Origin of the sequence: Acinetobacter sp. UBA3461 (assembly GCF_002381195.1) — a bacterium.
In the GTDB taxonomy this organism is placed as follows: Bacteria; Pseudomonadota; Gammaproteobacteria; order Pseudomonadales; family Moraxellaceae; genus Acinetobacter; species Acinetobacter schindleri.
The window spans coordinates 1-21098 of sequence record NZ_DFRO01000026.1; the positions used below are offsets into that span (position 1 = coordinate 1).

Annotated in this window: 17 protein-coding genes and 1 tRNA gene; 11 read left to right on the top strand and 7 right to left on the bottom strand. The window is 41.9% G+C overall.

Annotated elements, in window-relative coordinates; genetic code table 11:
- Positions 1 to 360: 360 nt before the first annotated feature.
- On the bottom strand, positions 361 to 1374 hold the full coding sequence (trpS, locus tag B3D47_RS06085) for a tryptophan--tRNA ligase (protein WP_076753224.1): 1014 nt from the start codon (positions 1372 to 1374) through the stop codon (positions 361 to 363).
- 189 nt (positions 1375 to 1563) lie between these two features.
- Between trpS and B3D47_RS06090 the strand changes: the two genes are divergently transcribed.
- Positions 1564 to 2490, top strand: a complete 927-nt coding sequence (locus B3D47_RS06090) for a DUF808 domain-containing protein (RefSeq protein WP_108675885.1) — start codon at positions 1564 to 1566, stop codon at positions 2488 to 2490.
- A 49-nt stretch (positions 2491 to 2539) separates the two neighbouring features.
- Entirely contained in the window at positions 2540 to 3442 is a 903-nt protein-coding gene (locus B3D47_RS06095; RefSeq protein ID WP_005221236.1) for a KPN_02809 family neutral zinc metallopeptidase, read from the top strand.
- Positions 3443 to 3527: 85 nt separating this feature from the next.
- On the opposite strand, the gene B3D47_RS06100 is transcribed toward B3D47_RS06095, so the two are convergent.
- The gene (locus B3D47_RS06100) at positions 3528 to 4082 is read right to left on the bottom strand and encodes a hypothetical protein (RefSeq protein WP_163166791.1); all 555 of its coding nucleotides are present in this window, start codon (positions 4080 to 4082) and stop codon (positions 3528 to 3530) included.
- A gap of 222 nt (positions 4083 to 4304) precedes the next feature.
- On the opposite strand from B3D47_RS06100, the gene B3D47_RS06105 reads away from it, so the two are divergent.
- Both B3D47_RS06105 and B3D47_RS06110 read left to right on the top strand, forming a co-directional pair.
- On the top strand, positions 4305 to 5804 hold the full coding sequence (locus B3D47_RS06105) for a cation:proton antiporter (RefSeq protein WP_004810855.1): 1500 nt from the start codon (positions 4305 to 4307) through the stop codon (positions 5802 to 5804).
- Between the two features lie 118 nt (positions 5805 to 5922).
- Positions 5923 to 6255, top strand: a complete 333-nt coding sequence (locus B3D47_RS06110) for an MGMT family protein (protein ID WP_286861018.1) — start codon at positions 5923 to 5925, stop codon at positions 6253 to 6255.
- Positions 6256 to 6304: 49 nt separating this feature from the next.
- On the opposite strand, the gene B3D47_RS06115 is transcribed toward B3D47_RS06110, so the two are convergent.
- Together B3D47_RS06115 and B3D47_RS06120 are read right to left on the bottom strand one after the other, a co-directional pair.
- A complete protein-coding gene (locus B3D47_RS06115; protein WP_004810852.1) occupies positions 6305 to 6751 on the bottom strand; it encodes a universal stress protein in 447 nt (148 codons plus the stop codon).
- A 259-nt stretch (positions 6752 to 7010) separates the two neighbouring features.
- Positions 7011 to 7511 (bottom strand): hypothetical protein, encoded by a 501-nt coding sequence (locus tag B3D47_RS06120; RefSeq protein ID WP_180184813.1) that lies wholly within the window; start codon positions 7509 to 7511, stop codon positions 7011 to 7013.
- 79 nt (positions 7512 to 7590) lie between these two features.
- On the opposite strand from B3D47_RS06120, the gene B3D47_RS06125 reads away from it, so the two are divergent.
- A tRNA-Met gene (locus tag B3D47_RS06125) sits at positions 7591 to 7667 on the top strand.
- 208 nt (positions 7668 to 7875) lie between these two features.
- On the opposite strand, the gene B3D47_RS06130 is transcribed toward B3D47_RS06125, so the two are convergent.
- The 3 genes from B3D47_RS06130 to gltA form a co-directional block, all read right to left on the bottom strand.
- Positions 7876 to 9501, bottom strand: a complete 1626-nt coding sequence (locus B3D47_RS06130) for an NAD+ synthase (protein ID WP_005221245.1) — start codon at positions 9499 to 9501, stop codon at positions 7876 to 7878.
- Between the two features lie 341 nt (positions 9502 to 9842).
- Entirely contained in the window at positions 9843 to 10337 is a 495-nt protein-coding gene (locus tag B3D47_RS06135; protein ID WP_180184812.1) for a hypothetical protein, read from the bottom strand.
- A gap of 188 nt (positions 10338 to 10525) precedes the next feature.
- Positions 10526 to 11800: a citrate synthase gene (gltA, locus tag B3D47_RS06140; protein WP_004810845.1), complete on the bottom strand. Its 1275-nt coding sequence runs from the start codon at positions 11798 to 11800 to the stop codon at positions 10526 to 10528.
- Positions 11801 to 12802: 1002 nt separating this feature from the next.
- Here gltA and sdhC point away from each other — a divergent pair.
- From sdhC to odhB, 6 genes are all read left to right on the top strand, one after another.
- Positions 12803 to 13201: a succinate dehydrogenase, cytochrome b556 subunit gene (gene sdhC / locus B3D47_RS06145; RefSeq protein WP_008301879.1), complete on the top strand. Its 399-nt coding sequence runs from the start codon at positions 12803 to 12805 to the stop codon at positions 13199 to 13201.
- Positions 13201 to 13563: a succinate dehydrogenase, hydrophobic membrane anchor protein gene (sdhD, locus tag B3D47_RS06150; RefSeq protein ID WP_286860638.1), complete on the top strand. Its 363-nt coding sequence runs from the start codon at positions 13201 to 13203 to the stop codon at positions 13561 to 13563. Before sdhC ends, sdhD begins: the two co-directional genes overlap by 1 nt.
- A gap of 12 nt (positions 13564 to 13575) precedes the next feature.
- Positions 13576 to 15474, top strand: a complete 1899-nt coding sequence (locus B3D47_RS06155) for an FAD-binding protein (RefSeq protein WP_004810838.1) — start codon at positions 13576 to 13578, stop codon at positions 15472 to 15474.
- Positions 15475 to 15488: 14 nt separating this feature from the next.
- Positions 15489 to 16199, top strand: a complete 711-nt coding sequence (locus B3D47_RS06160) for a succinate dehydrogenase iron-sulfur subunit (protein WP_004810837.1) — start codon at positions 15489 to 15491, stop codon at positions 16197 to 16199.
- A gap of 838 nt (positions 16200 to 17037) precedes the next feature.
- Positions 17038 to 19860 carry a 2-oxoglutarate dehydrogenase E1 component gene (locus B3D47_RS06165; RefSeq protein ID WP_008301892.1) on the top strand — a complete coding sequence of 941 codons (2823 nt, stop codon included), beginning with the start codon at positions 17038 to 17040 and terminating at the stop codon, positions 19858 to 19860.
- An 18-nt stretch (positions 19861 to 19878) separates the two neighbouring features.
- A complete protein-coding gene (gene odhB / locus B3D47_RS06170) occupies positions 19879 to 21093 on the top strand; it encodes a 2-oxoglutarate dehydrogenase complex dihydrolipoyllysine-residue succinyltransferase (protein WP_286860641.1) in 1215 nt (404 codons plus the stop codon).
- The last annotated feature ends 5 nt before the right edge of the window (positions 21094 to 21098 follow it).

Consider the following 21098-nt stretch of genomic DNA (forward strand, 5'->3'; position numbering starts at 1 on the left):
GGGTTTTTTATTAGTTTTTTTGCTACATAAGCTAGACATTGTAAAAGAGCAGCGTGAGCTAAAATAGTTTTTATAAAAGTTTCAGACAAAAAAAACGCAATGATTGGGGTTGTCATTGCGTAGAAAAAGGAAAAACTTGTTGCAAATGAAACTGTGGAGAATGTTTCTTGCTATTTCCTGAATATGTTTTCATATTAAAACTGGCTTGTTATTTTTACATTGGTAAACGTGTAAAGAGCTGTTAACTAAAGTAAGTTTTTCTACCTTTGTGTGACAGAAAAAAGCAACTATGAATCAAATGTGTAGGAATTCAATAAAAAAGCCCTTCATGTGAAGGGCTTTTCAAACTTTATCCAAGCATTAGAAGCGGAACACGCCAAGGGCAGTTTTAACTTCATCCAAAGTCGCTTGAGTAATATCACGGCATTTGTCTGTACCAGTCTTGAGTACATCCATAATGTAGTCAGGATCTTTAGAAAGTTCCATACGACGTTCACGAATTGGACCGATTAATTCTTTCAGAATACCTTCAAGACGTTTTTTCACTGTACCATCACCCAAACCACCACGGCGGTAATGGGCTTTTAGTTCTTCCAGTTCTTCTTTGTTGGTATCGAACGCATCCAGGTAAGTAAATACCACGTTACCTTCAACCTGACCTGGATCTTCAATACGCAGGTGGTTCGGATCCGTATACATTGCGTTAACGGCTTTCTTGATATCTTTGTCTGATGCATCTAGCACAATGGTATTGCCCAGAGATTTAGACATTTTCGCCTTACCATCAAAGCCTGGTAAACGGCCAACGTTAGATAGCAGGGCTTTACATTCTGGAAGTAGCTCACGACCTACCTGACGGTTCAGACGACGCACGATTTCGTTAGTCTGTTCAATCATTGGGATCTGGTCTTCACCTACTGGAACCACAGTCGCTTTGAATGCAGTAATGTCCGCGGCCTGCGCCACTGGATAGCACAAGAAGCCCGCCGGAATATCACGCTCAAAACCACGCATCTGAATTTCAGACTTAATTGTTGGGTTACGCTCAAGACGTGAAACAGTCACGAAGTTGAGGTAAAGCATGGTCAATTCATTGAGGGCAGGAAGGCAAGACTGAACGCAGATTGTGGTTTTAGTCGGATCAATGCCTACCGCAAGATAATCTGTTGCAACTTCAATGATGTTACGACGTACTTTTTCGAAGTTATCTGCATTGTCTGTCAAGGCCTGTGCATCTGCCAGCAGAAGATGCTGATGGTGAGAATCCTGTAAACCCACGCGAGAGCGTAATGAACCAACAAAGTGACCGAGGTGAAGTTGTCCGGTAGGACGGTCGCCAGTCAAGATCACTGGACGATTATCTTGATTACTCATTATTTATTCCAAAACAGTAGTCGTACTACATTCAAATTTTTAGGATCGCAACATTGTACGGCATTCTGTTTTTGAATGTCAGTCACAATGAATCACAGTAATAAAAAATCTCTGAAATTAAAGAAGTAAATACAATCTTTCTGCTGCTTTTTGATTAGAATATTTTTACATTTATAAGGAATAACAAGAATGGCGAGTAGCTTATTAATATTATTGGATGATATAGCCACAGTTCTAGATGATGTTGCAGTCATGAGTAAAATGGCGGCAAAAAAAACGGCCGGGGTCTTGGGAGATGATCTGGCGCTCAATGCTCAACAGGTAAGCGGTGTACGTGCCGAACGTGAACTTCCGGTGGTATGGAGCGTTGCCAAAGGTTCTTTTGTCAATAAACTCATTCTTGTTCCTTTGGCCTTGCTGATCAGTGTGGTTGCACCATGGTTGATTAATCCTTTATTGATGATTGGTGGGTTGTTCCTGTGTTATGAAGGCGTAGAAAAAGTACTGCATAGTCTCAAACATAGAAAAGCTAAAACTGAAGAAGCTGCGCAGGCAGAATTAAACGCAATCGAAACGGATCTGGTTAAATTTGAAAAAGATAAAATTAAAGGTGCGATTCGTACTGACTTTATTTTGTCAGCTGAAATTGTTGTGATTTCCTTGGGTACTGTTGCAGCGGCTGCTTTTTCCACCAAGGTGATGGTGCTTTCGACGATTGCTGTGGCCATGACCATCGGAGTGTATGGCTTTGTTGCCATGATTGTGAAAATTGATGATGTAGGTTTGCACTTGAGCAAGCAGGCATCGAGTTTCAAGCAAAGTGCAGGACGAGGCTTGTTAGCTTTTGCACCCAAACTGATGAAAACTTTAACTATTGTGGGAACAATTGCCATGTTCCTGGTCGGTGGCGGGATTATTGCTCACGCCATTCCATGGTTTCATCATTTCACTGAAGATTCAGTCGAGTATGTAGAGCACATTCCTACAATGGGCAGTATTATAGGTGCAGTTACGCCAACACTCATTAATTTAGTCATTGGTTTTATCGCAGGGCTCTTGGTCTTCATTGTTATTGGCTTCATTCAAAAGATCAGATCAAAATCAAAGCAGGCATAATTTTGGTTGGCTAGAAGTAAGTCAAAATTAAACTATAAGGAATCTTACTATGCGCTGGAAAGGTCGTCGAGTTAGTAGCAATGTTGAAGACCGCCGTGGTGGAGGTGCCAAAGCGGGTGGTATCAGTATTCTGGGGCTGATTGTGGCTTTTGTTGCCTGGAAATTTTTTGGTGTAGATCCGCAACAAGCTTATCAAGCCACTAAGCAGGTGACACAAGGTGTTTCCAGTGCTGAAACGCGTGGTCTGGAAAATCCAACGCCAGAGCAGCAAGAAGCAATTGACTTTGTCGGAACTGTTCTTGCCGATACAGAAGATACCTGGTCACAGGTGTTCCAGCAGCAGCTGAATCAGCAGTACACTCCCCCTAAACTGGTACTCTTCAGCGGTGTGGTGAATTCTGGTTGTGGTGCGGCGCAATCCGCCATGGGACCGTTTTATTGTCCGGCAGATCAGAAAGTGTATATCGACACGACCTTCTTTAGGGATATGCGTAGCCAGATGGGCATTAGTGGTGAGCAGAATTCAACTGAGCTATCGCGTAATGATCAGGCTGGTGACTTTGCTCAAGCATATGTCGTGGCACATGAGGTTGGACATCACATTCAGACCATCCTGGGTATTTCTTCTCAGGTGCAGCAGGCACGCCAGCAAGCCACAAAGGTGCAAGCGAATCAGCTGTCAGTCTATCAGGAGCTGCAAGCCGACTGTCTGGCGGGGGTATGGGCTTATCATAATCATGAGCGTACTCAATTCCTGGAGCAGGGTGATGTACAGGAAGCCATGGATGCAGCGCATAAGATTGGTGATGACTATTTACAGAAAAAAGCCCAAGGACATGTGGTGCCAGATAGCTTTACTCATGGGACTAGTGCGCAGCGCGTACAATGGTTTAATATTGGTCTGAAATCTGGTCAGATGGCAGACTGCGATACTTTTAATAAAGGTATTTAATATCCTAAAGGTATTTAAATCTATTTAAAGTGTCAGATGAAATCGAAAAGGAGCAGTTGCTCCTTTTTCTTGAGCATAGAAAAACTTATTTATTCAGAAATCGCTGAAAATTCCTGATCAGCTTGAAGCTGACAAATAAAGCAGCTAAAGCAAATAAGCTAATACCAAAGACTACATATTTCAGCCCAGCAATGTCCTGCTGATAAAATTGCTGGATCTCATTAGCAGAATAGGAAAATTCTGAAACCTGACCAGTGCGGCTATCTTTATATTTAACCTGTTGAATATAAGAAAACTCACCTGCCTTAAATAGTTTCACTTGATCAATCTGACGGGTATGAGACTGATTAAAGTCATCGCTACACAACGCCGTATAATGGGTACAACTACTTTTGGAAATATAACCATTCCCTGCAATCAGAACAAAAATGGCATGATCTGGTTTCTGGTTATTGGACAGCAAAACATACTGCTGATCTGGTGAGCTGGTTAAGTTAAATGACTTGCCTTGTTGATAATACTGCTCGGCCTGCATGATCTCCTGAATTTTGGCAAAACAGGTAAAACACAATGCAAGCGTGACTAAAAAAATCACAGTAGCAAGAAAAAGACGGAAAACAAGTTTAACGGTTTGATGCATGGGAGAAGGATTCAGAAGAACTGGTAAAAGAATACAGCAAAGTACTAAGATAGAATTGTATGATAAACCACCATTTGGAACTATTGAAAAGAAACTTAACTAAATAGCAAAATAAACAGGATTAAAATTATTTCATCCAGAAATGCTTTTTCATTTGATATTTTATTTTTAAATAAGCCAAATCACTCATTTTCAGGAATGAGGCGCGCTTTAAGGGAACCCATGGGCAATTTCTTTTTCTTGCAACTTTTGACCGTTGTTTTTGCATTATCTATTGCCACGACATTATTTAATAAAAGAGTGCTAGGTTTTCCTCAAGCGATTGGTGTTCCGATTGTTTCTGCAATTTTTGTATTTATCCTGCAATGGGGCGCGAGCCTGCTGCAGGGCAATCCTTTTTTCAGTATCAATATTGCCAATATTGAAAATGCAGTCCGGCATATCGATTTTTATGATTTTCTGATTAACGGCGTCATCTGTTTTATTTTGACCTCATCTGCGCTGAAATTTAAGGTTTCCGATTTGCGCAATCACTGGCGTCCGATCGGAATTCTAGCCAGTCTGGCGCTGGTGATCTGTGCAGTCTTGTTTGGTCTAGTCCTGTATGGTTACCAGTTCCTGATCGGTAAGCATGTTGATCTGTTGGTATTACTATTACTGGGCGCAGCATTAGGTGCAACGGACCCGATCGGAATTAAAGGGGTTCTCAGTTCAGTTCGTGCACCGCATCACTTAATGGTAAAACTGGAAGGTGAGTCACTATTTAACGATGCGATGTGTATTGCCTTGTTTATGACGCTTTTGAATGTATTACAGGGTGAGAACTTTACCTTATTGGGCGTCCTGCAAACACTGCTCTACGAAATTGTGGTGGCTGTATTCATTGGCGTGGTATTTGGTTGGGCAATCCTACGCATTCTTCGCGGCAAACATGAAATGGAATCCCTGATTCTAACCACGGCATTACTGGCTTGTGGTTCTTATCTAGTGGCCTTGCTAGCGCATGCTTCTGCACCAATTGCCTGTGTGATTGGGGGCCTGATCGTTGGTAATAAATGGAAAGAAATTCTGGCAGATGCTGATATTGGCGATGTAAACCATTTCTGGCATACGGTTGAAGGAATTATTAATTCTTTCCTGTTTACCCTGATTGGTCTTGAACTGTTTATTCTGGATTTAAGCACTAGCCTGATTCTAGGCGGGATCGTGGCTTTTATTATTCTGCATGGGGTACGTTTCGCAGCAAACTTCCTGTCTTTTTCCATGTTTCCACATTTGCGTAAAAAACGTTATAACGGCAGTCTTGCGATTCTCTCTTGGGGTGGTGTCCGTGGCGGGATTTCTTTAGCTTTGATTCTGGCTGTTGCCAATGTTCCGCAACTAAAAGAGTACAGCAGTATTCTGGTCGGTTATACCTTTATTGTGGTGCTGTTATCCGGTGTGGTCTGTGGTCTGGGTTTACCAGCTGTGATGAATGCCTTTTATTATAATCCGAATGAAGAGAAAGAAGGCTGGAAGGGCTGGTATCAGCGGATGTGCCATAAAATGAACCGTAAAGGTTTCCAATATATTATCGGTGAAGATGCAAATGGCAATGAAATTATTACGGTGTATAAGCCTGAAAGCCTGATTGATGAAAAAGATGAAGATGGCGTAGCAGCAGTGCATAATCCTGAAAAAGTGCATGAAGTGAAACGTCTGGAAAGTCCGGATAACTTCTAAAATACTTTTGATTTAAAAAAGAGAATTTTTGGATTGTCTTTTTTATTTCCTAGATATTAACTTGGTGAGTTTGAATCCAAATATTATGATCAAAGCAGCTTAAATGGATATATTGAAAATGCCAGCCAAACCCAGTGATGAACTTGCTCGAATGATTCTTGGTGTGATTGCATTAATCCCTCGAGGGAAAGTTGCCAGCTATGGTCAGCTGGCCCAGCTTGCAGGATTGCCACGACATGCACGTCTGGTTGGACGAGTACTGAGAGAGATGGATGAAGTATCTGATCTGCCTTGGCATCGCGTCGTTAGTTCGCAAGGTAAAATCAGTGTGCAAAAACTGGATGAGCAGGGGATGAATATTCAGGCAGGTAAATTACTGGAAGAAGGTGTTGCAATTATTAAAGGTAAAACTAATCTGAAACTCTACCAATGGGATGGCAGCATCCAATAAAAATACCCCATGTGTACATGAGGTATTTTGAAGAGGATAAAATAATAATTTATGCCTGACCACGAACCACAAGCACTGGAACATCGGACTGTCCTAGAATGCTTTGAGCTACACTGCCAAGGAAGAATTTCTTGAACCCGGTACGGCCATGTGATCCAATCACAATCAGGTCGGCACCTAAAGTTTTTGCTGCTTTGGCAATCTCGGTATTTACCACCTGACCTTCCAGCAACTGGGTATCTACCTGTACACCAGCTGTTTCAAAACGTTTTTTCGCTTCATCCAGGTTTTGCTGGATTGCAGTACGTGCACGTTCAATTAAATCATTGGTTTGTGCTGCGGTAATGTATTCAGCCGCAATATAAGGGTCTAAGGTCATCACCTGAACTACAGTGATTTTACCGTTAAAAGTTTTCGCCAGTTGTACTGCCTGATCTACCGCAGCATAAGCCGTTTCTGAACCATCAATTGGAACTAAAATATGTTGAAAAGCCATGGTCATTCTCCACATGTATTTATGGGTATTATAAAAATTTTAAACAATGCCTATGATCCGTCGGGCATGGTATTTTTTAAATAATAACGCTAATCAGGTTAAAATAAAACCAAGTAAATCCATATGGTTAAATAATGTTTTAGTAAAAATATTTTTTATAAATTATTGTTTTATATTAAAAATAATAAAATATAGATTCATTTGTATTTTAAATGCTTCAAGCTGTCAGACTAAGGTCGCACCTAATAGATCATCTGCATTATTCACATTGAATTTGTGTCGTGTCTATTTTAAGTTTTGGTGCGAGCCGTTGATACTGTTGTTGAATAGAGACATTGGCTGATCCATAAATTTGTTGTTGGAGTTGGGAGATTTTGGATTCTGTAATGTGTATGCGTGCACAATGCAGGGCGATTTGGTTTTCTTGAGTAACTTTCATTTGTTCAGTTGCATCATATTCAGCAAAATGCTTCAGTTTTTGCTGTGCTTTACTCAGTTGAACCAAACTTCGTTTTTTTTGCATACTCATAAGTTGATGATTATTAATCCAATGTGCGACATCACGGCGTACACCGTTATAATCTACCATCAGTGGTGAAATCAATTGGCAGGCACTCAGGCTGAGTGCTGTAGAAATGGTCAAGAAAATTTTAGTTTTAATCATATCTGAGTAACTTAAAACGGTTTTAAAATTCATATTAATACGTGAAATACATAATAAAAACTGATTTTGGTTAAAGTTTGATGCAAATACACGCATTTGCCTAAAGACTGAACATTTGTGAGTTAAAATGCTTGACGAGGAATGCGGAAGTTACGATAATGCGCACACAGTTTACGGCTATGTAGCTCAGTTGGTTAGAGCACCGCACTCATAATGCGGGGGTCACAAGTTCAAGTCTCGTCATAGCCACCATTTTTATAGACCAAGCTCTCAGCTTGGTCTCTTTTTTTGTGTCAAATAAATATATTTAAGCCTATAAAATTGTTGCACTATTCTTGTTAATTTAAATTTTCCAGCGCCAACTTATTAATATATTTGAGTTATACATTTATCTTAAATCACTACCAATAAAAAAACGCCTAAGCGGACTTGGGCGTTTTTCTGAATAAACAGGGTTAAATCAGATACCCGCTTTCCATCCATTTACGATTGGGTAGCGACGTTCGCGGCTGAAAGCACGTGAGCTGATACGAGGACCTATCGCACCTTGACGACGTTTATATTCATTCACGTCAACTAGACGAATCACACGTTTTACCACTTCTTCCTCAAAGCCTTTCTCAATGATGTCATCCTGACTCATGTCTTCTTCGATATAAGAGTAAAGGATTGCATCCAATACTTCATATGGAGGTAATGAATCCTGATCAACCTGATCTGGGCGTAATTCTGCCGAAGGTGGACGGGTAATCACACGCTCAGGAATCACGGGTTTGTCTGCAATACTGTTACGGTATTTCGCCAGTTCAAACACAATAGTCTTATACACATCTTTCAGTACTGAGAAGCCACCAACCATGTCACCGTACAGAGTGCAATAACCCACAGCTACTTCTGATTTATTGCCCGTCGATAGTACCAGGTTGCCAAATTTATTCGACAAAGCCATCAATAGTGTGCCACGTGAACGAGCCTGCAGATTTTCTTCAGTTGCATCCACTGGAGCATCACCGAAGAACGGATACAGGGTTTGCAGGAAGCCATTTACGATCGGGTTGATCTCGGCAATACCAAAAGTCACGCCCAGTGTTTTCGCCTGTTCAGCTGCATCTTCCACACTGATCTGAGCCGTATAGGTATAAGGCATCATTACCGCTTGTACTTTATCTGCACCGATGGCATCTACAGCAATCGCAAGTGTCAAGGCAGAATCAATGCCACCAGACAGACCTAGAATTACACCCGGGAAACCAGAACGTTGTACATAATCGCGTGTTGCCATGACCAGGCTTTGATAGATCTCTGCCATGGTGTCAAGAGTAGGGGTAATGCTGGTTTTGCTAAACGCAAGGTTAGTTGCATCATATTCAGCAATAGATAGATTTTCCTGGAAACTTGCTGCTTGCAGCGCAACTTCACCAGATTTATTCAGTACGAAACTCGTACCGTCAAAAACAAGATCATCATGACCGCCGACCTGGTTGCAATATACCAGGTTGATATTGAGCTGTTTAACCAAAGCTGCCATGGTTTCAATACGGTGCTGTGGCTTACCGACTTCATATGGAGAAGAGTTCAGTACCACCACAGTATCAACATTCAGCTGAGCCAGCTGTTGAACAACATTCAGAGACCATACATCTTCACAGATCAGTACTCCAAATTTATGACCGAGGTATTCAAATACCAGGTGTTGATGACCTTCATTAAAATAACGCTTCTCATCAAACACAGCATAGTTTGGTAAAGTCTGCTTGTTATAAATTCCCAATACCTGACCGTCTTTCATCACTGCAGCAGAGTTAAAACGCTGGCCATCTTCAGTCTGGTTGACAAAGCCAAAGACCATTACGATATCTTTGACTTGTGCCAGTTGATCAAATGCCTGTTGGGTGCGTTTAGTCAAGCTTGGACGCAGAATCAAGTCATCTGCAGGGTAGCCCAGAGTCGAAAGTTCTGGAAAGATAATCAGGTCAGCATTGTCTTTTTTAGCCAGATTGGCCTGTTCGATCATTTTTTGCGTATTTGCATCGATATTGCCAACATGTGGAGAGAATTGAGCAAGGGCAATTTTAAAACTTTTCATTCCAACTAAATCCTAATCCTGATAGATTTTTTGCACTAATCGGCTATTGTTTAAAATTATAGTTATTTAGCCGAATGCAATCTGGTACTTACATAATGCCAAATGGCGGGAAACATAAACACAATAATAAAAGCTTGATACCTAATCTCATTTTTGGAAATAAAATATCATACAAGAGTTATTCTATCGAAATTTGAAGCAGATGCTAGCGTTGTTTGCATAGATTTATTGTTGAAATGCAACTGGATGATTAAAAATAAAAGGATCACATATTGTTTTGTATCGAATCTGCCTGACCAGGGCGAAAAGATTTATATATAAAGATTTTAATATACTACTCTCTAATCCGTTTCCTGAATGATATTTGGCAGCTTTTGAAGATAAATATCACGTGCAATATCACCTTGCTGCTCAATATTGTAGGTCCAGAAAGACTTGCCGGGAATATAGGAGTATTGATAAGGATTATAGCGGCCAAAACTCAAAAAATAAGCCGTCTGTAATATCGCGCCACGCAATACCACATTAATGCCATGCTGATACTGGAAAATATGCGTCATCTCATGAATAAACACTGCACGATAACTTGCAGTCTCTTTGGAATAGTCATCTTTAAAAAGCGCATTGCGTACATGAATATAGCCACTAGGTGCCATCAGAATATGCTTGGGTTGCCAAGGCAGGAAAGGATGGTTCATAACATGCACCTTGCCGTAATCAATCCGGTCTCCAAACACTGAACGACACATCTGGATTTCGCCTACAGTCAGCTGACGGCATTTAAATTGTGGAAATCGGATTAGTCTTAACAACAGGAATAAAAAACGGTAGGGCATAGTATTTATGAATAGCCAGGATGACCTGATTATAACGGGGTTATAGGCTTGGATTTGTAAGCATCTTTATCATTCTATTTAAGACAATAATCTCAACTTTTTATTTACTACTGCTGTGCTTATATTTTTATTGTCCATAAAAAACCGCCCGAAAGGGCGGTTTCTTGGGTCTTTCGACGCGATTCGAATTAACGAACGATATCGCGTTGAGTTTCGCCAGTATAAAGCTGACGAGGACGACCGATCTTGTAAGATGCGCTGTGCATTTCTAACCAGTGGCTGATCCAGCCCACTGTACGTGCAAGAGCGAAAATTACAGTAAACATTTCTGTCGGGATACCAATCGCTTTAAGGATGATACCTGAGTAGAAGTCTACGTTCGGGTAAAGGTTACGTTTGATGAAGTATTCGTCAGAAAGCGCGATACGTTCAAGTTCCATAGCCAAAGCAAGTTGTGGATCGTTGATACCAAGTGCTGTTAACACTTCGTCGCAAGTCTCTTTCATTACTTTCGCACGTGGATCGAAGTTTTTGTAAACTCGGTGACCGAAGCCCATTAGTTTAACTTCTTTAGTTTTTACTTTTTCCATGAACGGAGCAACGTTCTCTACAGTGCCGATTTCATCCAGCATCTTAAGAACAGCTTCGTTTGCACCACCGTGAGCAGGGCCCCATAGCGCCGCGATACCAGCAGCGATACATGCATACGGGTTAGCGCCAGTAGAACCAGCAAGACGTACTGTAGAAGTAGATGCGTTTTGTTCGTGGTCAGCATGAAGCGTGAAGATACGGTCCATTGCTTTCGCAAGAATCGGGTCAACTTTGTAGTCACGGTCTGCAGGAGTAGCAAACATCATGTACAGGAAGTTTTCTGCATAAGTCAAATCGTTACGTGGGTAAACGAACGGTTGACCTACTGTGTATTTGTAAGTCCAAGCAGCCAGTGTAGGCACTTTAGCGATCAAGCGAATCGCAGTGATTTCACGATGGTCGATGTTTTCGATGTCAAGGCTGTTGTGATAGAACGCAGAAAGCGCACCAACAACACCACACATGATCGCCATAGGATGCGCGTCACGACGGAAGCCATTGAAGAAGCGGCTAACTTGGTCATGAACCATCGTGTGGTTACGAACTTTAGCATCAAATTCAACTTTTTGTTCAGCAGTAGGAAGCTCGCCATTTAGAAGAAGGTAGCAAGTTTCAAGGTAGTCTGCTTTAGTCGCTAACTGGTCGATTGGGTAGCCACGGTGTAAAAGAACGCCTTTACCACCGTCGATGAAAGTGATTTTAGATTCACACGCAGCTGTAGATACGAAACCAGGATCAAAAGTAAAGTGACCTGCAGCCAACACATCTTTAACGTCGATTACATCTGGGCCCAATGTGCCGCTGTAAATTGGTAGTTCAATTTGTTTGCCATCAAGCTGTAAAACGGCTTTTTTGCCAGTTGCTTCAGACATTCAATAGATCTCCTGTCCTGGTGAATGTTTATCCGAGTTGTCTATCAATCTTTTAATGTACAAAACGGACGGATCAAAAATTTGCTATAAGATTAGTGAGTACTGAAATTTTGTCAATTATACTTATGGATAAAAAATGACGTTACACAGCGGCTTAGTCACATAATCTCTGTATAAAAAGCTTTATTAAAATCACAGCATCAACGCGCTATAATAAGATAAAACATGTAGAAGGTGCAGAAAAAAATGCATTGTTTGCAGCAATAATCATCATCTTTTAATCGTAAAAAAATGTTTAAAATGATTAGGTTTATAACGATAAAGTGGCTAAAACTATATAAATTTCACTACTTACAGCTTTTTCAAGGGTTGTCAGTTTTTGTCAGGTTTTATAAATAAAAGCACTTAATAGAATATTTCAAAATGTCTGTTTGATTAAAAAATGACTTATTTTTGCTCGATTAAATCATACTAATTCGATTTATTTGGAGACCTGTTTCACATTTTTAAGTTGAATAGTATAGATCGGTACTGAAATGTGTTTTATCTGCCTAAGTGACATATTCATTCAACTATTATAAAGATAGTTTTGTATTCACCGTTTGGCCTATCATAAATCTTTAAAAAATAGAGGGTTCTGTATAGTTTGAGTGATATTTTCAATCGAGCGCTAAGTGCTTGAATCTTCACCTTTAGTCTAAAGAACAGATGTTTCTAATATATATCCATATAGGACTAAATTAATCGGCTTTATTATTTAAAAACATATATATAAGTATTGATTAGAAGGCAATTATAAAATTATTGCAGATTAATCTTATTGTTAATGATTCTTATTTAAAGGGTTTTTAGCCAAAAAGCTTATGAGAGTTGTTTGTATTTTGATAGTGAGCGTTTTATAATTCAGTGTCGTTTTACGTTTAGGCATGTATTTGTCTAATCAATGCCAGCTTTCCTTCGAATTAATTCCAACAAACTCCGGATGGAGTTTTTAACTACAGGATGCCCGCTGTGAAAAGCAACAGACCTGTCAATTTGTCCATGGGTCAAGTTTTAGAAGTAAACTTAAAATCACCTGTGGCTATTGCATCAATTCTACACCGTCTTTCTGGTGTGATCGTATTCTTACTCGTACCGGTCCTTTTATGGATTTTAGACAAGTCATTGTCTTCGCCTGAAGGTTTTGCTCAAGTGCAAGAAATCTTTAATGGTTTCATCGTGCGTTTTGTTGTATGGGTATTTGTAGCCGGCTTAATTTATCATACGTTTACTGGTATTAAGCACTTACTTGCAGATGTTGGCGTTGCAGAAGAACTGCAAAGCGGCCGTACTGCAGCTACTATTTCATTAATCTTGTCTGCGATCGGTATTGTTGCAGCATTTGTATGGATCGTACTCTAATGAAAAGTGCTACTGGTTTAACGGGTTCAGGTTCTCGCGATTGGTTTCTTCAACGTGTGAGTGCAGTGGTTCTAGCTGTGTATACTGGTATCGTTTTGGGTTGGATTCTACTGAATGGTGGCTTCAACTTTGAACAGTGGTACGGCTTTATGATGACTACACCAATGAAGATTTTGTCTTTATTGGCCGTATTCTCTCTTGTTGCACACGCATGGATTGGCATGTGGCAGGTTTTCACTGACTATGTGACTACTCGTCAAATGGGTCCATCAGCATCAGGTTTACGCATTGTATTGACTTCAGCAGTGATTATCGCTGTATTAGCATACGCAATCTGGGCAATCCAGATTTTCTGGGCTTGATAGGAAGAGATCATGGGCGCAATTAACCCTAAAGAAGATTACACAAATATTCCACATGAAACTTTCGATGCTGTCATCGTGGGTGGCGGTGGTTCAGGTATGCGTGCATCTTACCAACTTGCTCAAGCTGGTTTAAAAGTTGCTGTACTGACTAAAGTATTCCCGACACGTTCACACACTGTTGCGGCACAGGGTGGTATTGGTGCATCTCTTGGTAATATGCAAGAAGATAACTGGCACTACCACTTCTATGACACAGTTAAGGGTTCTGACTGGTTGGGTGACCAGGACGCGATCGAGTTTATGACGCGTGAAGCACCTCAAGTGGTATACGAATTAGAACATTTAGGTATGCCATTTGACCGTAACGCAGACGGTACGATTTACCAACGTCCATTCGGTGGTCACTCTGCAAACTACGGTGAAAAAGCGGTTCCTCGTGCATGTGCTGCAGCTGACCGTACAGGTCACGCACTTCTTCATACGCTTTATCAAAGCAACGTGAAAATGGGTACACAATTCTTCGTAGAATGGATCGCACTTGATTTGATCCGTAACGAAGCTGGCGATGTACTTGGTGTAACTGCTATCGATCAGGAAACTGGTAAAATTGCAGTATTCCAGGCGAAAGCTACTCTATTTGCTACTGGTGGTGCGGGTCGTGTTTACCGTGCATCTACTAACGCGTATATCAATACTGGTGACGGTCTTGGTATGGCAGCTCGTGCAGGTATTCCATTACAAGATATGGAATTCTGGCAGTTCCACCCTACAGGTGTTGCGGGCGCAGGCGTATTGCTAACTGAAGGTTGTCGTGGTGAAGGTGCAATCCTTCGTAACAAAGATGGCGAACCGTTCATGGAACGTTATGCTCCAACTTTAAAAGACTTGGCACCACGTGACTTCGTATCACGTTCTATGGACCAAGAGATCAAAGAAGGTCGTGGCTGTGGTCCTAAAGGTGATTATATCCTTCTTGATATGACGCACCTGGGTGCGGATACGATCATGAAACGTCTTCCATCTGTATTTGAGATTGGTAAGAAATTCGCGAACGTTGATATCACCAAAGAGCCAATTCCGGTAGTGCCAACAATCCATTACCAAATGGGTGGTATTCCTACGAATATTCATGGTCAGGTTGTTGTTCCAGAGTCTCCGGAAACTGAAGCACTGGTTACTCACTACGACAAGAACACTGATACATACTCTACTAACCAAGAAGGCCGTAACTTCACTAAACCAGTGAAAGGTTTCTATGCGATTGGTGAATGTTCTTGTGTATCTGTACATGGTGCAAACCGTCTAGGTACAAACTCACTACTTGACTTGGTTGTATTTGGTAAGGCTGCTGGTCAGCATATCATCGATTATGTGACTAAACATCACGGTGATGAATATGAACCGCTTCCTACCACTGTACTTGAGCAAACTGTTGCACGTATTCGTAAACTTGACGAATCAACTACGGGTGAAAATGCTCAAGAAGTTGCTGATGCGATTCGTGATATCGTTCAAGACCACGCTGGTGTATTCCGTACATCTGCACTTCTTGAAGAAGGTGTGAAACAGATTCTTGCAATTGAACCGCGCGTGCGCAACATTCACTTGAAAGACAAATCTAAAGTATTCAACACAGCACGTATTGAAGCACTTGAAGTTGAAAACTTGTATGAAGTTGCTAAAGCGACTCTAATTTCAGCTGCAGCGCGTAAAGAATGCCGTGGTGCGCATACGGTAGTAGACTTTGAAGAGTCTCCTGACCATCCTGCATACCCATACGGTCGTCGTGATGATGAGTGGATGAAGCACACATTATGGTTCTCTGCGGACAACCGTCTTGAGTACAAACCAGTGCGTTACCGTCCATTGTCGGTTGATGCAATTCCACCTAAACCACGTACATTCTAATTCGGAGAAGTAAGATGAGTAGAGGTACTCGTACATTTAATATCTACCGCTACGATCCTGATAAGGATGCAGCACCGTACATGCAAACTTTTAAACTGGAATTGACTGACAAGCACCGTATGTTGCTTGATGCACTTCTGGCATTAAAAGTACAAGACGAATCTTTAACGTTCCGTCGCTCATGTCGTGAAGGTATTTGTGGTTCTGATGGTGTAAACATCAATGGTAAAAACGGTCTTGCATGTCTGTGGAACCTGAATGATTTACCAGAAACAATCACAATCCGTCCACTGCCAGGTCTTCCAGTAGTTAAAGACCTTGTTGTAGACATGAATCAGTTCTACGATCAGTACAACAAGATTCATCCGTTCTTGATCAACAATCAGCCTGCACCGCCTAAAGAGCGTCTGCAGTCTCCTGAAGAACGTGAACATCTTGATGGTCTGTATGAATGTATTCTTTGTGCATGCTGTTCAACTTCATGTCCGTCATTCTGGTGGAACCCTGACAAGTTCCTGGGTCCTTCAGCATTGTTGAATGCTTACCGCTTCATCATTGACTCACGTGATACAGCAACTCAAGAGCGTTTGGCTCGTCTTGACGACCCATTCTCGCTGTTCCGTTGTAAAGGCATCATGAACTGTGTATCTGTATGTCCTAAAGGCTTGAACCCTACGAAAGCAATCGGTCACATCCGTAACATGCTTCTAGATATGGCTGGCTAATTCAGACTGCGAATAATAGTTTGTCAAAAAAGCACACCACTTGGTGTGCTTTTTGCTTTATAGGGGCGCTGAAAAGGGGAGACTAGTTGAAAAGCAGAAGTTATCAGCAGGAGCTCTGGTGCAATCATAAAAGGTGATGAATCATTTCAGAGCATTTTGCTCAGGTTTGTGCACTAATATGATGTAGTTCGATTTATTTATGATTTTTAGATGTAAAACTGACCTGAAAAAGATTCCCGATAATGTTATTATATAACGCAAGATTGCAAAGGGAGTGGATTGGAAGATTTACTCTCTTTTTGTTTATCAGTGGCATGGTGGATGGATGTAGGACTTTAGTCTACGGAGATTGTGTTTTTCATTTAAAGCTCCCTATGTTAGAGTAATTTCTGGTTGATGTATTTGACTAAAAAACACACATTTCTCGTCAAAAAAATCAATTGATTAGTCAAGATCGTGATAGCATTTAGCATAAGACCATATCCAAAAAATGTAAGGATTAATGTACACTTTTTAAACACGGAAAAACCTGCGACTGGTATATAAAGGTAAGTTAGAGTCGCTTTAGAAAAAATATAGCTTAAGCCTTTGTTTTTTCTAAGTCGATTTGCAAAAAAAATTGCTCGGTTTTTATCGGGTATTCGATGAGTGATGATGCCGCTGAGGGGCGTTATTGTTCATTAAACATATCAAGAGTTGCTCTTGGTGTGGTGATAGCGCCTCATGGCTTATGCCTTATGGGGGACTAATGTCATCTTACCAATTTGACATTACTAATCCTGGGTTTTGCTTAAAAAGCATCCTGAAAATGTTTTTGCAATAGGAAATGGGTCCACAAATGCAAGAAGTTGCTGACGCTCTGCGTCTTGACACTGAACTTAGCGCTGATAGTGCAGCGTATATTGAAGAACTTTATGAGCAGTATCTGACCGCTCCAGACTCAGTGGGTGCTGACTGGCAGGAATACTTCGGTAAGTTCCCTAAAGGTGACCAACCACACAGCAATGTACGTGAGCAATTCCTACTGTTAGGTCGTAATTCAAGCCGTGTTCAGCCTGTCATTCAAGCGACAGTAAGTTCTGATCACGAGCGTCGTCAAATTGGCGTATTACAACTCATTGCGGCTTATCGTAACCGTGGTCATCAGAAAGCTAAATTAGATCCATTAGGTCTTGCAAAACGCGAACAAGCATTTGACTTAGAACTGGATGCACATGGTTTAACCAAGTCTGATTTAGACACAGTATTCAATACTGGTAATCTTGCGATCGGTAAAGAAGAAGCAACGCTTGCTGAAATTCTTGCTGCATTAGAGTCTACATACTGCGGTACTGTTGGTTCAGAATACATGCACATCGTTGACACCAAGGAAAAACGTTGGATTCAACAACGTCTTGAAGGTGCACGTGGCCAGTTTGGTTTCAACACACAACAGAAAAAACATGTACTTGAACGTTTGACTGCAGCTGAAGGCTTAGAAAAATACTTAGGTAATAAATTCGTTGGTGCAAAACGTTTCGGTGTTGAAGGCGGTGAGTCTTTTATTCCGATGGTTGATGCAGTGATTCAACGTGCAGGTTCTGTTGGTTGTAAAGAAGTTGTAATCGGTATGCCACACCGTGGCCGTCTGAACCTTCTGGTTAACATCATGGGTAAAAACCCGGCTGACCTGTTTGGCGAATTCGAAGGTAAGTCTCTTCATAAGAAAGGTTCTGGTGACGTTAAGTATCACCAAGGTTTCTCGTCTAACGTGATGACTCCAGGTGGCGAAGTACACTTGGCATTGGCGTTTAACCCATCACATCTTGAAATCGTTGGGCCTGTAGTTGAAGGTTCAGTACGTGCTCGTCAGGTACGTCGTAAAGACATTGGTGGTGATGACGTATTACCAATCATCGTTCACGGTGATGCAGCATTTGCAGGTCAGGGTGTCAACCAGGAAACCTTCCAGATGTCACAAACGCGTGGTTACACCGTTGGTGGTACAGTGCACATTGTTGTGAACAACCAGGTTGGTTTCACCACTTCTGATCCACGCGATGCACGTTCTACAGAATACTGTACTGACATCGCGAAAATGATTCAGGCACCGATCTTCCATGTCAATGGTGATGATCCGGAAGCTGTATTGTTTGTTGCTCAGCTTGCACATGATTTCCGTCATACTTTCCGTAAAGACGTTGTTATCGACATGTTCTGTTACCGTCGTCGTGGTCACAACGAAGCGGATGAACCAGCTGCAACTCAGCCAATGATGTACCAAGTCATCAACAAGAAAGCGACGACTCGTACTTTGTATGCTGACAAACTTGTTCAAGAAGGCATCCTTGACCGCGCAACTGCGGATCAAATGGTTGAAAACTATCGTTCAGACCTTGAAGCAGGTAAACATGTTGCCAATGCCTTGGTATTAGAGCCGAACAAGAAAATGTTCGTAGACTGGTCTCCGTACTTGGGTCACGACTACACAGACGAGTGGGATACAACTTGTGATCTAGAACGTCTTAAAGAACTTGGTCGTAAAATGCGTGAGCTTCCAGAAGGCTTCGTCATGCAGCGTCAGGTTTCTAAAGTGATTGATGACCGTCTGAAAATGCAGACTGGTGAAATGCCACTGAACTGGGGTGCTGCTGAAACTCTAGCCTATGCATCGCTTCTAGATGATGGTTACCTGGTTCGCTTAACGGGTGAAGACGTAGGTCGTGGTACATTCTCACACCGTCATGCAAAACTGCATAACCAGGTAGATGGCTCAACCTATATTCCACTTTGCCATATCAAAGAGAACCAGCCACGCGTTGCGATCTATGACTCTTTATTGTCTGAAATGGCAGTGCTGGCATTTGAATACGGCTATGCGACGACTCTTCCTAAGAGCTTGATCATCTGGGAAGCGCAGTTTGGTGACTTCGCGAACTGTGCGCAGGTTGTGATCGACCAGTTCATCTCGTCTGGTGAAACCAAGTGGGAACGTGTATGTGGTCTGACTATGCTTCTGCCACACGGCTTCGAAGGTCAAGGTCCAGAGCATTCATCTGCACGTCTTGAGCGCTTCCTGCAGTTATGTGCAGAAGACAACATGCAAGTGATGACTCCAACTACACCTGCACAGATCTTCCATGCATTACGTCGTCAGGCAATCCGCCCAATCCGTAAGCCAATGATCATCATGTCGCCGAAATCATTACTGCGTCATAAGTTAGCTGTGTCTAACCTTGATGAACTTGCAAGTGGTACATTCCAGACTGTGATCGATGAAGTAGATAATATTAACAAGTCAGACGTAACCCGTCTGGTACTTTGTGGTGGTAAGGTTTACTACGACCTAGTTGAAAAACGTCGTGAAAAAGAATTGAACAATACTGCGATCGTTCGTATTGAACAATTGTATCCGTACCCAGAAGCACGTCTTGCTGAAGTTCTTGCTCAGTATCCAAACCTGAAAGAGCTGGTTTGGGCTCAAGAAGAACCGAAGAACCAAGGTGCTTGGCTGTTCATCGCGCCACGTCTGTATGATGACGTGATGAAGTCTGGTAAACAGGTTCGTATTAGCTACGCTGGCCGTGAAGCTTCTGCTGCACCGGCGTGTGGTTCACCATATTTGCATGCAAAACAACAAGCTCAGCTCGTTAACGACGCTCTAGCGATCGATGCTGAATAATCCAGGAGATTCTAAGTAATGGCAACCGAAATTAAAGCACCGGTATTTCCAGAGTCAGTTGCGGACGGTACGATCGCAACTTGGCACAAACAACCAGGTGAAGCAGTATCACGTGATGAAGTGATCTGTGATATTGAGACTGATAAAGTTGTTTTAGAAGTTGTTGCTCCTGCTGACGGTACAATTGCATCAATCGTCAAAAATGAAGGCGACACAGTGCTTTCTGCTGAAGTGATTGCTCAATTTGAAGAAGGTGCTGTTTCTGGCGCTACACAAACTCAAGCAGTTCAATCTGAAGAGAAAGTTGAGCAAGCTGCTGCACAAACTGAAGCGGGTAATTCGCCGATCGTTGAGCGTACTCAAGTTGCTGACCAGGCACCTGCAGTACGTAAAGCTTTAACTGAATCTGGTATTGCTGCATCTGACGTATCTGGTACAGGTCGTGGCGGTCGCATCACCAAAGAAGATGTTGCAAACCATCAAGCGAAACCAGCAGCACCTGCTGCTGCACCGCTGAGCGTTGCAGTTGGTGAGCGTATTGAAAAACGTGTACCTATGACTCGTCTGCGTAAACGTGTTGCTGAACGTCTGCTTGCTGCAACTCAAGAAACAGCAATGCTGACGACGTTCAACGAAGTCAACATGAAACCAATCATGGAAATGCGTAACCAGTACAAAGATGCGTTTGAAAAACGTCATGGTGCGCGTCTAGGCTTCATGTCATTCTTCGTTAAAGCGGCAACTGAAGCGCTTAAACGCTACCCAGCGGTGAATGCATCTATCGATGGCGACGACATCGTTTATCACGGTTACTATGACATCGGTGTAGCGGTTTCTTCTGATCGTGGTCTAGTGGTTCCTGTGCTTCGTGATACAGACCGCATGAACTACGCTGAAGTTGAAAATGGTATCCGTGCATATGCTGGTAAGGCGCGTGAAGGTAAACTTGCAATTGAAGACATGACTGGTGGTACTTTCACAATTACCAACGGTGGTACATTCGGTTCATTGCTTTCAACTCCAATCTTGAACACGCCTCAAACTGCGATTCTGGGTATGCATAAAATCCAGGAACGTCCTATGGCAGTGAATGGTCAGGTTGAAATCTTGCCAATGATGTACCTAGCGCTTTCTTATGACCACCGTCTAATCGATGGTAAAGAAGCTGTAGGTTTCCTTGTAACAATCAAAGAATTGTTAGAAGAGCCAGCACGTCTTATCCTTGATCTATAATTTTA